The sequence below is a fragment of the Psychrobacter sp. JCM 18900 genome, assembly GCF_904846625.1.
Taxonomy (GTDB): Bacteria; Pseudomonadota; Gammaproteobacteria; order Pseudomonadales; family Moraxellaceae; genus Psychrobacter.
Genome location: NZ_CAJHBL010000002.1, coordinates 66,726 through 81,777, shown reverse-complemented (window position 1 = coordinate 81,777; position 15,052 = coordinate 66,726). Strand labels below are relative to the sequence as shown.

10 protein-coding genes and 1 tRNA gene are annotated in these 15,052 nt (G+C 42.1%); 7 read left to right on the top strand and 4 right to left on the bottom strand.

What is annotated here, in order from left to right; all coding sequences use genetic code 11:
* The first annotated feature begins 21 nt into the window (after nucleotides 1–21).
* The 3 genes from JMX96_RS03270 (at nucleotide 22) to hemB (ending at nucleotide 6,510) form a co-directional block, all read left to right on the top strand.
* The gene (locus JMX96_RS03270; protein WP_201567328.1) at nucleotides 22–3,252 is read left to right on the top strand and encodes an efflux RND transporter permease subunit; all 3,231 of its coding nucleotides are present in this window, start codon (nucleotides 22–24) and stop codon (nucleotides 3,250–3,252) included.
* Complete coding sequence (locus JMX96_RS03265; protein ID WP_201567327.1) at nucleotides 3,249–5,063, top strand: efflux transporter outer membrane subunit; 1,815 nt, start codon at nucleotides 3,249–3,251, stop codon at nucleotides 5,061–5,063. The genes JMX96_RS03270 and JMX96_RS03265 overlap by 4 nt, the downstream gene beginning before the upstream one ends.
* A gap of 439 nt (nucleotides 5,064–5,502) precedes the next feature.
* Entirely contained in the window at nucleotides 5,503–6,510 is a 1,008-nt protein-coding gene (hemB, locus tag JMX96_RS03260) for a porphobilinogen synthase (RefSeq protein ID WP_201567326.1), read from the top strand.
* Nucleotides 6,511–6,600: 90 nt separating this feature from the next.
* Here hemB and JMX96_RS03255 read toward each other — a convergent pair whose 3' ends face one another.
* Entirely contained in the window at nucleotides 6,601–7,578 is a 978-nt protein-coding gene (locus tag JMX96_RS03255; protein WP_201567325.1) for a glutathione S-transferase family protein, read from the bottom strand.
* Nucleotides 7,579–7,889: 311 nt separating this feature from the next.
* Here JMX96_RS03255 and JMX96_RS03250 point away from each other — a divergent pair.
* Nucleotides 7,890–7,966 (top strand) — tRNA-Val (locus JMX96_RS03250).
* 218 nt (nucleotides 7,967–8,184) lie between these two features.
* Here the strand turns inward: JMX96_RS03250 and JMX96_RS03245 are convergent.
* Nucleotides 8,185–8,388: a helix-turn-helix domain-containing protein gene (locus JMX96_RS03245; RefSeq protein WP_201567324.1), complete on the bottom strand. Its 204-nt coding sequence runs from the start codon at nucleotides 8,386–8,388 to the stop codon at nucleotides 8,185–8,187.
* Between the two features lie 864 nt (nucleotides 8,389–9,252).
* Here JMX96_RS03245 and JMX96_RS03240 point away from each other — a divergent pair.
* Entirely contained in the window at nucleotides 9,253–10,644 is a 1,392-nt protein-coding gene (locus JMX96_RS03240) for a GntP family permease (RefSeq protein ID WP_201568013.1), read from the top strand.
* A gap of 48 nt (nucleotides 10,645–10,692) precedes the next feature.
* Here JMX96_RS03240 and JMX96_RS03235 read toward each other — a convergent pair whose 3' ends face one another.
* Complete coding sequence (locus tag JMX96_RS03235; protein ID WP_201567323.1) at nucleotides 10,693–11,586, bottom strand: LysR family transcriptional regulator; 894 nt, start codon at nucleotides 11,584–11,586, stop codon at nucleotides 10,693–10,695.
* Nucleotides 11,587–11,754: 168 nt separating this feature from the next.
* Between JMX96_RS03235 and JMX96_RS03230 the strand changes: the two genes are divergently transcribed.
* The gene (locus tag JMX96_RS03230; protein WP_201567322.1) at nucleotides 11,755–12,732 is read left to right on the top strand and encodes a zinc-dependent alcohol dehydrogenase family protein; all 978 of its coding nucleotides are present in this window, start codon (nucleotides 11,755–11,757) and stop codon (nucleotides 12,730–12,732) included.
* Between the two features lie 168 nt (nucleotides 12,733–12,900).
* Here JMX96_RS03230 and JMX96_RS03225 read toward each other — a convergent pair whose 3' ends face one another.
* Nucleotides 12,901–13,518 (bottom strand): trimeric intracellular cation channel family protein, encoded by a 618-nt coding sequence (locus JMX96_RS03225; RefSeq protein WP_201567321.1) that lies wholly within the window; start codon nucleotides 13,516–13,518, stop codon nucleotides 12,901–12,903.
* Between the two features lie 438 nt (nucleotides 13,519–13,956).
* On the opposite strand from JMX96_RS03225, the gene JMX96_RS03220 reads away from it, so the two are divergent.
* On the top strand, nucleotides 13,957–14,943 hold the full coding sequence (locus JMX96_RS03220) for a hypothetical protein (protein ID WP_201567319.1): 987 nt from the start codon (nucleotides 13,957–13,959) through the stop codon (nucleotides 14,941–14,943).
* Nucleotides 14,944–15,052 lie beyond the last annotated feature (109 nt).

The window sequence follows — 15,052 nt, the reverse complement described above, 5'->3', positions numbered from 1 at the left end:
AGGAAGACTTAGGGATATACTATGTCACGTTTTTTTATTAATCGCCCTATTTTTGCATGGGTGCTGGCTGTTTTGGTCATGCTCATCGGGGTGATATCCGTTCTTAATCTACCGATTGAACAATATCCACGTATCGCACCACCAACGATTTCAGTCAGTGCAAGCTATCCTGGTGCCAATGCGCAAACCGTAGAAAACTCAGTAGTACAGATCATTGAGCAGCGTATGAAAGGCCTAGATGGCCTGATGTATATGTCATCGTCGAGCTCGTCAAATGGTAGTGCGTCTGTGACGCTAACCTTTGAAAACGGTACCGACTCTGATACTGCGCAAGTGCAGGTACAGAATAAACTACAAGCCGCGATGAGCTCGCTACCTGAATCAGTGCAGCGTCAAGGTGTCAACGTCAACAAATCATCTAGCAGTTTTATGATGGTACAGGCGTTTATCTCTGAAGACGGCAATATGGATCGGTCTGATATTGCCGATTATATTAACTCTAACGTCCTCGATTCGATCAGTCGTGTCGAAGGTGTGGGTGACGTTCAGGTCTTTGGTTCTACTTATGCGATGCGTGTTTGGTTAGACCCATCACGCCTACGTAGCTACAACATGATACCTTCAGATGTCGTCAATGCGATACGAGCACAGAATGCTCAGGTATCTGCTGGTCAATTGGGTCAAGCACCTGCCGACACAGATAAACAGGTTATCAACGCCACTGTTACTGTACAAAGCTATCTACAAACGCCTGAAGAGTTCAAAAACATTCTGCTAAAAACGGACACCTCTGGTGCACAAGTACGTTTGGGTGATGTAGCAGATGTTGAAATCGGTAGTGAAAACTATAGTATTTTGTCTTTATATAATGGACAAGAAGCCGCCGGTCTAGGTATTTCGCTTGCAGGCGGTGCTAACGCGCTTGAAACTCGCGAAGCGGTTGCTACGCGTATGGCAGAGCTGGAGCAAAACTTCCCAACAGGTCTAGCATCAGTTGTTCCCTATGACACAACGCCATTCGTGAAGCTTTCTATCGAGCAAGTTGTACATACGCTCATCGAAGCCATTGTATTAGTATTTATCGTCATGTTCATTTTCTTACAGAACTGGCGCGCAACCATTATTCCAACGCTTGCAGTACCTGTGGTTCTATTAGGTACCTTTGCGGTGCTATACGTTGCTGGCTTTAGTATCAACGTATTGACCATGTTTGCCATGGTATTGTCCATCGGTCTACTGGTCGATGATGCGATTGTAGTCGTAGAGAACGTCGAGCGAATACTAGAAGAAGATCCTCACATCTCTATCAAAGATGCAACTATCCAGTCGATGGGTGAAATCAGTAAAATCGTTATTGGTATTGCGCTTATCTTGTCTGCCGTATTCGTACCGATGGCCTTCTTTGGTGGCTCAACAGGTGTGATTTATCGTCAGTTCTCTATCACGCTGATTACCAGCATGGTGCTCTCTGCCATGGTCGCGCTTGTATTCACCCCTGCCCTATGTGTAACCTTGCTAAAACGTGGCAAAAGCCATGAAAAAGGCAGTACCGAAAAGCAAAAAGGCTTCTTTGGTTGGTTCAACCGCGGCTTCTTTAAACTTAGCCGTTCTTACGAAAACTTTGTAGGCAAAAGCATTCGTTTTAAATGGTTATATATGATTGGTTATGCAGCCATCATCGGTATTATGGCGGTCGTATTCTTACGTATTCCAGGCTCGTTTTTACCAGAAGAAGATCAAGGCATTATGTTTACCTTGGTTCAGCTTCCGGCTGGCTCTACGTTAGATGAGACGCAAGACGTATTGGATAAAGTTAGAAACTATTACGATACCCAAGAAACCGATAATATCGCTTCGGTCTTTACCATTGCAGGCTTTAGTTTTGCAGGTCAAGGTCAGAATATGGGTCTGGCGTTTGTGCGCTTATCAGACTGGGAGGAACGCTCGGGCGATGAAAACACCGCTCAAGCTGTCGCTGGTCGAGCGATGGGGTATTTCTTTACTCAGCTAAACGAAGCACAAGTATTTGCCATCGTACCACCCGCGATTACCGAGCTTGGTAACGCCAGTGGTTTTGACTTAATGATTCAGGACAGTGGTAACCTTGGACACGATGGGCTACTTGAAGCCCGAAACATGCTCTTAGGTATGGCTGCACAGAACGACCAAGTAGCTGGTGTACGTCCTAACGGTCAAGAAGATTCGCCACAACTTAAAGTAAATATCAATCAAGAACAAGCGGCGGCTTATGGCCTGTCACTAAGCAATATCAACAGTGTTATCTCAACAGCGTGGGGCTCAAGCTACGTTAATGACTTTATCGATCGTGGCCGTATCAAACGTGTCTATGTACAAGGTGAAGCCAGCAGTCGTACCAACCCTGATGATATTGGCAAATGGTATGTACGAAATGACATGAACGATATGATTTCGTTCGATGCATTCTCTAGTAGTGAGTGGCAGTCAGGTTCACCGCGTCTTACTCGTTACAACAGCTTACCGTCAATGAACATCCAAGGTAGCGCCGCACCCGGTCTCAGTACTGGTGAAGCGATGAGCTCAATGGAAGCGATGATAGACAAGCTCCCTGAGGGTATCAGTTACGAGTGGACAGGCATGTCATTGGAAGAGCAAAAGTCAGGTGCCCAAGCGCCGATGCTTTATGCGCTTTCAATCCTAGTTGTTTTCTTATGTTTGGCAGCTTTGTATGAGAGTTGGTCGATCCCCTTCTCTGTGCTACTAGTTATTCCACTTGGGGTATTGGGTGCAGTGATATTTACTTGGCTACGTGGTTTTGCCAATGATATCTACTTGCAGGTTGGTCTACTGACTGTCGTTGGTCTATCCGCCAAAAACGCCATTTTGATTATTGAATTTGCAAAAGAACACCAAGAGGAAGGTTACAGTCTCAGAGAGGCCGTCATGACCGCAGCACGCCAGCGTTTGCGTCCGATTATCATGACCTCGCTTGCCTTTGGTCTGGGTGTTGTGCCATTATTCTTGGCGAATGGGCCAGGTTCAGGCAGTCAAAACGCTATTGGTACTAGTGTTGTTGGTGGGGTAATCACAGCAACCCTCTTAGGTATCTTCTTTATCCCAATGTTCTATATCTGGGTGCGTAGTGCGTTCCCGCATAAATATGAGAACAACACACCCAATGATAAAGATGGTGGCAATGGTACGCCTAACTCGCATAACCTAACACCTTCTGAGAGTTATCAGCCTGCAAGTCTTGGAGACAATACACAATGAGTGCTCAAAAAACATCTATCATCAACTCGTCATCGGTAGCTATTACAGCTATCGATGCGCAGCCAGCACTATCTCGTTTGCGCAAAAATAGTGGTCGCCTATTAGGGCTGACTGCATTGGCAATCAGCATGGCCGCTTGTAACACCATTCCAAAAGCGGATATGCGTCCTGTGCTAGCAGAGCCAAATATTCCTATGCAGCAATCTTACGGTGCATTTGATAAAGAGACTGTCAGTAGTGCTGACCAAGCAAGCATCGCCAGTCAGCGCTGGCAGAATTTTTATAGCGACGAGCGCCTAAAAGGTCTGATTGCTCTCGGTCTTGAAAATAATAAAGACTTTGAAAGTGCGCGCCTAGCGATTGAAAAAGCACGTGCACAGTATCAGATTACCGATATTAATGACTTGCCAGCTATCAACGGCAGTGCTGGTTATACTCGCTCAGCACAGAATCGTACTGATCGAAACGCTAGTAGTAGCTACAGTGTCAACTTAGGCCTTGCCAATTACGAGCTCGACTTTTGGGGTAAAATCTCAAGCTTAAAAGATCAAGCATTGCAGAATTTCTTGGCGACGACAGCAGCCAAAGATGCGACCCAAATCAGCTTGATTAGTAATATTGCCCAAAGCTACGCCAACCTAAGCTACAGCTTAGCGCAATTAAAACTGGCTGAAGCCACAGTCGAGAGTCGTGAGCGTTCGCTATTTATCGCGGATAAACGTTTTGAAGCAGGTATCGATCCTAAGCTACCTTCACTACAGTCTTCTGCTTCATTAGAGAATGCCAAGCTTGCCGTATTACGTGCACAGACCAGCGTTCTTCAATCACGCAATGCATTGCAGTACTTGGTTGGTGGCGCTATTCCAAACGAGCTTATTCCAACACCTGCCGTCAGTAATATCACCAGCCAGCAGATATTTAATGCCGGCCTACCAAGTGAATTACTACGCTATCGTCCTGACGTACTACAGGCAGAATATAACCTAAAAGCTGCTGGTGCGAATATCGAAGTGGCGCGTGCCTCTTACTTCCCATCTATTAGCTTGACCAGTAGTGTGGGCGTCAGTAGCGGCAGCTTAAATGACTTGTTCAAAAATGGTGCCGTTGGCTGGTCGTTTGGACCTAGCGTTAGCGTCCCTATCTTTGATGCAGGCCGTTTAGATGCCAACTATGATGTGGCTCAAATCGAACGTGAGCAAACGCTTGCTAGTTATGAGAACTCTATCCAAACGGCATTCCGCGAAGTGTCAGATGTACTTGCCACGCGTGCAACACTTGGTGAGCAGTTAGAGGCGCAGTATCGTCTGCAGGATAATTTTGAACAGACCTATCAGATAGCAGATGCGCGCTTTAAAGCCGGTATCTCGAACTATCTGGACGTACTTGACGCGCAGCGTTCACTGTTCTCTACTCAGCAAGGTATCCTAGATTTAGAGCTACAGAAAATCGTTAGCCAGATTGAATTGTACCAAGCGCTTGGTGGCGGTGCGAACCTTGATGTACCGTCTGTCATTCCTGTACCGCAGCACACCAACTTGGCGCAGATTGTCACTGGAACTGCTACTAGTGCAAAAACCAAAGCGACAAACGCCATCAAAGCAGCTGGTTCAGCGCGTGTGACTACGCCGCAAGAAGCTATCGCCATTAAGCAGTCGCAAGCGGTAGAAACGACTACTTTTGAACCGACTGCTATCATCGATGTGAATGACGATGGTAAGAAAGATGCCGCTGTCGGCGTGATCACTGAAGAGACTCGCTTCAATAACAATAGTGTTGAGCAAGTTCCTGTGACCCAGATTGTTGAGCCTTAAATGACCCAACCTTAATCTGATGACGCAGCTCTATCATCATATTGACAGTCGATACGTACTATCAGCCCTACCGACTTAACGTGGTGGGGCTTTTTGCTTTTATTAACGTCTTTTGGTTATAGTAGGCTCACTTTATACAAGCTCTCTTTATTTATAGCCACTTATAAAGCACAGATTTTGATAAGCTAATTCTATAAAATACCGCTTATAGCGATATTATTTTAACTATGTAACATGATAACTATTAGGGCGTGTCCTCAATTCAATTGATCATATCTAAACGGGCTAAAAATGGCTAAATTTTGCCAAACATCGTTAAATAGCTGGTTAATATCCCGATATTATCTGCGCTATTTTCCTTGTTTGACTGCAATTTATCTCATTTTTATCACCATTTTTAAAATGAGGACACGCCCTAAAACAATCACAAGGAATTATTATGAGCTATACCTTTAACCGTCAATACCCTGCTACTCGCTTACGTCGTCTACGCTACAATGACAATGTACGCTCAATGATTCGTGAAGTAGAGCTGCATCCTAAGCACTTTATTGCCCCTGTCTTTGTCTTAGAAGGCGAAAACCAACGCGAAACCATCGCTAGTATGCCGGGCGTTGAACGCTTATCGATTGATTTGCTAATCAACTATGCCAAAGAGTTATTAGCAGAAGGTGTCACAACCATCGACCTTTTCCCTGTGATCGATAACGCTTTGAAAACACCGGACGGTAGCGCCGCTTATGACGAAAACGCCTTGACTGCACGTACGATAAAAGCGGTCAAAGACGCTGTGCCAGAAATGGTCGTTATGACTGATGTAGCATTAGACCCTTATACCTCACATGGTCAAGATGGGCTGCTTGATGACAGCGGTTACGTCATCAATGATGCAACCATCGAAGTACTGGTCAAGCAAGCGCTAGTACATGCGCGTGCCGGTGCAGATATCATCTCTCCTAGTGACATGATGGATGGCCGTATCAGAGCCATGCGTGATGCGTTTGAAGCAGAAGGTTTTGTGAATACGGCTATCATGGCTTACTCAGCCAAATATGCTTCTGCTTACTATGGTCCATTCCGTGATGCCGTTGGCAGTGCTGGCAACTTAAAAGGTGGCCACAAAAAGCAATATCAAATGGACTTTGGCAATCGTGCTGAAGCCTTGCATGAAGTGGCTATGGATATCAACGAAGGCGCAGATATGGTCATGATCAAACCTGGTCAACCTTATCTTGATCTGATTCGTGAAGTCAAAGATACCTTTGGCGTACCCACCTTTGCGTATCAAGTCTCAGGCGAATATGCCATGCATATGGCAGCCATTCAGAACGGCTGGTTAAGTGATGCAGTGATTTTAGAGTCGCTGATTGGCTTCCGCCGTGCTGGCGCTGATGGTATCTTGACCTACTTTGCTCTAGAAGCAGCACGCCAGCTAAACAATGCCTAATAGTCATTGTACTATCTTCTATAATGTAAAAGCCCCAGCTACCTATTAGTAGCTGGGGCTTCTTTACGCGGTTACTCTATTAAAATAAAACTATAGACGTGCACGGTCATGTAGTTCATTAAAATCAATCACTGGGCCAGCAGGGACAATACGCGTGGGATTAATATTGGCATGACTGGTGTAATAATGCTGCTTGATATGCGTCATATTTACCGTCTCTGCAATACCTGGCACTTGATATAAATCACGCAGATAGCCCCACAGATTTGGATAATCAACGATACGACGCAGATTGCATTTAAAATGCCCAACATAGATAGCATCGAAACGAACCAACGTCGTAAACAGTCGCCAATCTGCCTCAGTTATGGTGCTACCTGTCAGATAACGCTGTTGTTCTAAGCGCGTCTCAAGTGTATCTAATGCCGCAAATAGCTCAATCAAAGCCTCTTCGTAAGCCTCTTGTGTGGTAGAGAATCCTGTCTTATACACGCCATTGTTGATAGTAGAATAGACGAAGGTATTGATATCATCAATTTCTTGTAATAACTCTGCTGGCACAAAATCACCTGCTAGTGCCCCAACCTCATCAAAGGCAGAGTTAAACATGCGAATAATCTCAGATGACTCATTACTCACGATTGTGTTTGTTTTTTTATCCCACAAGATAGGTACGGTGACACGGCCTGTATAGTCTGGCTTGGCCTTGGTATACAGCTCATAGGCATAGTCTGCATTGATAACTGGGTCAGCAACGACGCCTGCACCTTCTGCAAACGTCCAACCATACTCACCCATATACGGATGTACTACAGATAGCGGAATGATGTCTTCTAAGCCTTTAAGCTTGCGATAGATAAGGGTGCGGTGTGCCCAAGGACAGGCTAGCGACACGTATAAATGATAGCGGTCAGGTTCGGCTTTAAAGCCCTCAATACCTGTAGGCCCTGCGCTACCATCTACCGTTACCCAGTTTCTAAAACCAGCATCTTCACGCTGAAAGCGGCCGCCACTCTCCTTTGTCTCATACCACTTGTCTTGCCACTGCCCGTCTACCAAGAGACCCATGTTATTCTCCAACTGTTTTTAATATTTGTTTAACGCTTAGTCAGCATGACTGACTTTAAGCCATTATTATCATGACGATTACGTTGTTTAGAGAGATATCATACCAGTTATAAGGGTTTAATCATTAGCGTTACCCTTTTTATTAACAATAAAAACTAAACGTATTAAATTCAATATTTAGTAAATATACACAAAAATATATCTAAATAACTAATATGAGCCTGAATAGCAGATATTATGATAATAAAAGAGGTTTATGCTAAAAAAGACTTGCAAAGTCTGGGAAACTTGCTAAAATGCTCAACCTAAATAGGCGTATAGCTCAGTTGGTTAGAGCGCTACCTTGACATGGTAGAGGTCGTTGGTTCGAATCCGATTACGCCTACCAGATTCGAAAAGCCCCAATCTTAAGATTGGGGCTTTTTTTTGTCCGTGAAATATGGGCTGTAGCGGAAAATACTTGTCTACATCGACTCATAGTCATGATGATGCAATCAGATTTAAATCATTTAAAAAAGTGACGGTGATTAAATGGTGACCGACCCTTAAAGACCATTAAAATTAAAACCCTCTTTTTGACCTCTACTTTAAACTGTAAGCTAAAGCCTATTTCTGAGTATTTTTCTCTTTATCCTCTTTTATATATTCAAAAATATCCCCCACCTCTACTTCTAAATACTCACAAAGCTTATCTATAGTATCAAAATCAACTCTAGATGATTGATCGTTATATATCTTATGTAATGTCGTCTCGCTTACCCCTGTTGCTCGTACAGCATCCGCTACTTTTAGCCTTCTTTCAGCTAACAATTAACAGTACTGGCAGGCATTGATTATTCCTTAACACGCTGGAAAATTGCTGGTTGTTATAGTGAGGTAATGATAGCAGGGTATATAGTCGATATCTTAAAATGATGGGTTTTTAATTATTAGAATTTATCAAAGTAGCGGTACTGGAAATACCAAGCTATCGCTTTGCTTGTTCTTACTCATAGCACACTCATCACTGCATCATTAATTTATCAAACTTGTCTCTACGATCGTTTCAATATAGTACCGTCTTATTTTTCAGAATAAACCACTAAGACCATCTAATGACTGTTAAGGTTAAATAGTTGATATTTGTTTACATCTCTGTTAGATTTTAACTCGATACATAATGTATCATTTTATTTATAACTGTATATAAATAGTGGCAAACCTTTCAGTGTTTGCACATCACATTGTTATAGCAGTTGTATTAGTCACATTTCATTCATGCTAAGGATAGCGATTATGAACAACCATTCCGTCAGTTCAATCTTATAAGCCAAACCTTTTCAGGTAACAATAAAATAGTATCAACTTGCGCTATAAAGCCCTAGTGGTTTGTGTTTTATGCTATGAGTACGTTTAATATCGAGAAGAATTCGAGTCATATATATCGGCTGGGCATTAACCCTAATGCTCTATCTACGAAATGGTTAGATATCAGTGATCCTTTACGCTATGGCATAAGATATTTTCATCCATTCGTTACTCACTACGACATGTTCCATGTCTAAATAGCAACTACGAAGAAGATCCTAGAAATTTTTATCACATAATAACCAGACTAAATTCTGTTTATCAGAAGCATTATCTTATTCACAAAGTATAATTTTACAGCGTATTTTTCCATGGAAGGAAATTAAAATTATGAGCATTTTTGCTATTTTTTTGTCTTTATCACTCTTAATATATTTTGCCTATAGAGGTGTCAGCGTATTAGTCTTAGCGCCCTTACTCGCTATTTTAGCTGTTGTTTTAAGTGGTGATAGTAGTCAAACGATGGGGATTTATACTGAAGTATTTATGCAGGGGCTTGGCGGATTTGCCGTCAAATATTTCCCACTATTTATCTTAGGTGCGATTTTCGGCAAGTTGATGGAAGATTCTGGTTATGCCTATAGTATCGCACACAACATCGTGGATAAACTGGGAGACAAACATGCTTTGTTAGCCGTCGTCTTAGCATGCTCAATCTTGACTTATGGAGGTGTATCAGCCTTTGTCGTTACTTTCGCAATATACCCCATTGCTGCCGCCTTATTTAAGCAGACGAACATACCTAAAAGACTGATACCTGGAGCCATTTGTATTGGTGCCCTAACTTTAACCATGACGGCATTACCAGGTTCACCTGCCATTCATAATGTTATACCGATGCCTTATTTTAAGACCGATGCATTTGCAGCTCCTAGTTTAGGCATTATTGCCTCGATAGTCATGCTAGGCGGAGGTATGTTGTGGATGAATCGCCAAACGCGTATTGCAAGTGCAAATAATGAAGGTTATGGAAATCATACGTTAAATGAAAAAGAGCCTCACTCAGGTATCGACATACCCAATTTTTGGCTCGCATTATCGCCTATTCTCATTGTGATAGTAGGCAACTATGCTTTCTCAAAAATTATAATACCCTTATGGAACAACAGTTACTTAGCTGACGAAAAGTTTGGTGGGGTAGCGTTAAGTTCAGTTATTGGCATTTGGGCCATTATTTTATCGTTGTTCTTAGCTTGTATGTTTGTTATTGCTTCGAGTTTCAAAAGAATAGATAGTGTGGCAGAAAGTTTAAACAAAGGTGCTACCGGGTCTTTACTGCCTATTTTTAACACAGCTTCAGAGGTGGGTTACGGTTCTGTGATTGCAACTCTGGCAGGTTTCGCGATTATCAAACAGTCTCTCATGGGAATTTCACCTGGAAACCCTCTCATATCAGAAGCAATCATGATTAACGTTTTAGCAGGTATTACTGGGTCAGCTTCAGGTGGTTTGGGTATAGCGTTAGAAATTATGGGTGCAAGCTATATGCAATTGGCAGAACAATATAATATTGACCCCGAATTAATGCATCGCATTGCTTCTTTGGCTTCCGGCGGTTTGGATTCATTACCACATAATGGGGCAATAATAACAATGCTAACTATTTGTGGTTTGACTCATAGAGAGTCCTATAAAGATATATTTGCTACTGCTGTGGTCATTCCTTTAATTGCTCTCACTCTAGTCATCATACTCGGTACCGTATTTGGGTCTTTTTAGGCAGTCATCGACTATAACAATTTGTGCGACCAAGCTATAGACCCAAACTCAAATCGCTATCATGTATTCTACCAAAAAATCTAAAAAAACGCGTGTTTTTGGTGAGATCATATCTCGCTTTAAATAAATAGCGTAAGTAGCACTAAGCTCTTCATAGGGACTGAAAATATGATCTGGCATGACTTGAACCAATGACCCGTTCGCCAATTCACTTTTAACAGCCCACAATGGGATTAGCGTCAGACCTGTATGATTCAATACCAGCTGCTTCTGACCATTCACGGAGTTCACTGAAACCTGACTATTAATCATCAACTTTTTACGATCTTCTGCTATCAAAAACCACTCTTTCCAACCGTTATAACCATATCGGATACATTGGTGATTAGCTAGATCATCAACCCTAAGAGGCGTGCCATTATTTTTTAAATATTGGGGGCTTGCACACAGTAAAAAATCATTAAATACCAAGCGTCGGGCAACCATGGTCGAATCAGATAAGCGTCCACTTCGAATAGCCACGTCAATATTTTCTTCTATAAGATCTACAACCCGCTCTGTTAACTCAATTTTTATATCAATATCTGGATATAACGACATAAATTTCGGTATCAATGGTAATACCATACTTTCACCAAAACCGACTGTCATGCTGATTTTCAGCTTACCCTGTGGCGTTATTTGTAAGTCATTAACGGCTCTTTTGGCATTATCAAACTCTGACACAATTCGCTGAGAGTATTCGTAATATTTGTGCCCCGCTTCAGTCAAACTGGTGTTTCTGGTCGTTTTATTGAGTAGACGTACTCCCAGCTCCTTTTCAAGCACTGCTAACTGCCGTGAAATGGAAGACGGCTGTACATCAAAGATGCGGCTGGCTTCTGAAATGCTACCGGTTTCGACAACACTATTGAAGTATGCCAATCGATTTATTGAGCTCATTGCCACTCCTTTATTAAGTTGATAGGTATTCCATTTAACTGTAACCATGGCTTGCTCAAAAAGCAAAAGTAATTTGTTTACTGGATAATGGTTTGCTGGATTAGCAACGTCTAAACTGATTCTCCTGAAACAAACAATAAGACATTTACACCAGTAAAGGGTAATAACATGAAAGCGATGATCATTAAAGAAATCGGTACAACTGCAGTTTTTCAATTGGCAGAAAAACCAAAACCAACGGCAACACTAGGTCACATGGTTGTGGCAGTGAAAGCCACTAGTGTGAATCCTATTGATACCATGCTGCGCTCAGTCGAGCTGCCTTGGTCGGAGAATTTGCCAGAGATACTACACGGTGATGTAGCTGGTATTGTGAGCGAGATAGGTGCCGACGTCACTGAATTTAGTGTTGGTGACGAAGTTTATGGTATGGCTGGTGGCCTCTACGGTATTGATGGTGCACTTGCTGAATTCATGTTGGTCGATGTGCGTTTAATGGCTAAAAAGCCTAAAACACTCAGCATGAAGCAAGCCGCAGCCCTGCCGTTGGTCGCACTCACTTCTTATAAGGCACTCGTACAAAAAATGAATGTCAAAGAAGGCGATAATGTCTTGATTCATGGTGCAACAGGGGGCGTTGGTCATATTGCCGTTCAGCTAGCAAAAGTACTTGGCGCGACAGTCACCGCTACCTATTCTCCTGCTAATAGTGCATTAGCTCAATCACTAGGCGCGGATCATCTAGTGGATTATACAACAGCGGAGGTTGATGACTATGTGGCGACGTATACTGACGGCGTGGGTTTTGACAAAGTTTTCGATACGGTGGCTGGTGATAATATTCAAAAATCGTTTCAAGCCGTTAGATTCAATGGCCATGTCGCCCCTATTTTACCGATTGCAGATCCATTGCAAGTTGCTCTCAAAGCCTTATCATTTCATGGTGTTTTGGTGCTTATTCCATTATTTCATGGCATCAACCATGAATCGCACGGTCGTATCCTGACAATGATTGCAGAGCTGGTTGATAGTGGCAAAATCACGCCTATCATAGATGATAGTAACTACTCAATTTGGGAAGTAGCGCGCGCGCATGACCATCTTGAATTAGGTAAAGCAGTGGGTAAAATTACTCTCACTGTATAGTAGTATTCGGACGTGTCCTCATTTTGAACATGACGATAAAAATGAGATAAATTGTAGTCAGACTGTATTAAATAGCTGTGTTAAAAATGAGATGTTCACAGGTAGTAACGACTCTCTAAAATAACACAGCTTGCTCGTAGAAATTCTTATAACGATAGGGTTACTATTTTATTTGGAATTTTCTAACAAATGAAATATGGGTAATCGCCACTTTGCTCTAACCGCTACCATACGGATTAAGTAACCAGCAATTAAACTAATAATGACACTGATATTACTACTAACAGCAAAATACTGAAGTGTTAAATATAAACAAGCAATGATTAAAGAAACTGAAGCGTATAACTCATGATGTAAAACCAATGGGGTTTGGCGACATATTAAATCACGCAGCAATCCACCAAACACACCTGTTGCAATGGCCGCAACTATACAAACACCGTAATGGAGTCCCATGTTAAGCCCTACTTGACAACCAATGATACTAAAGGCCGCTAGTCCTAAAGCATCCAAACGTATGAAAACGCCATTAAATTTAACAACCCATTTAGCCAACCAAGTCGTTATAAGGCCAGCCACACAAACGATTAATAAATATTTAGGATGTTCTACCCAAGTTAAAGGGTAGTTACCAAGTAGGATATCTCTTACACTACCACCGCCTATCGCTGTTACACTCGCGATAAGCATAACCCCAAACCAATCCATATTCTGTCGTCCCGCGCTTAGTGCCCCCGTCATTGCCTCTGCTGTAATACCAATAATGTAAACTATACTCAAAAGCATGGAATACTCACCTTAAATCTATCTGATAATGTAAATAAAGGGGGATTGTAAAGATAAAGTTAGTGTATTACGAATGATAATTTGAATCATTTTGAAAGCATCGAGCACTGATTTACTCTAGCAACGAGAAAGCAAAAATAGTGCAACATTATTGTTACTTTATATGCAAAAGTACTGCTTTTCCCAAGCATAAATCGCGGCTTATGCGTAAGCATCAAATTTTCATAAACAAGTAAAAAAATTACTGAATACACATGGTCGCAGGCTTTGAACTCCACTAGCCTAGTGCCCTGACTTGAATCCCATTGAGAAAAATGGGTAAAAACCAATATTCCATGCCAAGAATGGATAATGGTTTTTTAAATTGCTAAATGATGTGGGCTGTAATGAATTTATTATGAATGGCCCATATAACGATCTTCTGAAGGAATAAAAATTATGATGAGAAAAACGTTACTGCCCAGCATGCTGTTATTAAGTCTGACTGCGTGCCAGAACACTAATACACAGGGCCTTGAGACAACAACGGTTTTACATAACGACCTACCGACGACAACCTCAACCGATAAGTATACTAACAATATAACGGGCGATTACGTCACAGATGGCTATACAAAGCGTAACGAGGGTTATGACTGGTTTGCGATCAGCGTACGTGATGCTGGTCAAGATGCTATTAGTGTGTCTATTCGTTCTCGCATAGACAAAAAGAAACCTATTTGTACATTAGACACCGTACTTCATAAAGCTCATGATGGACGGTATCAGTTTTGGGTAGATAATAACCCCGTTTATTTGCGCTTTAATGACAATAGCTTATCCATTGAAGGTGAAGAAGCCTATCTACAAAAAACAGCTTTTTATTGTAGCGGCGGTGCAACGCTTGGTGGCGTATATCAAAAATTAAGCGATACGCTGGATACTCGACAAGTGGATAACTCGCAATACGCTACCTCACTCAACTATGGTGATTTTTCTACTCAAGTGACCAGTACCTCTGACGGTAATGGTGGCTATATCTTGCAGATTCAGCCAATGGGCGAAGACATTATCGAGCGACCAATTAGCGATCCTGTTGTTAGTGCCGATGTGGGTGATATAAATGGCGATGGATATCCTGAAATTCTAGTATTCACTCAAAGTGTGGGTAGCGGTTCATATGGTGATGTGATTGCTTATTCGAGCAATAAAGGGCTGTCGTGGAGTCAAGTCTCTTATCCAGAGCTGACTGATGCACTCAAACAAGGTTATATGGGTCATGATGAATTTGCCTTGGTTGAGAATGCGTTGGTTAGACATTTTCCACTCTATTTAGAAGACGATAGCAATGCTAACCCCCAAGGTAAAATCCGCCAAATTCAGTATGATATGAAGGATGGGGAAGCTTCTCGTCAATTTGTAGTTAATGAAGTCAGCGAATTCTAAGTACTTTGCTATGAAGTCTCACTACATTCGAGCAGATCAAGATTTCTTGTAGTTTTAACCTGGAGGTAGTCTTTTATAGGTATACCCATATCAAAAATTAATAAAAAAG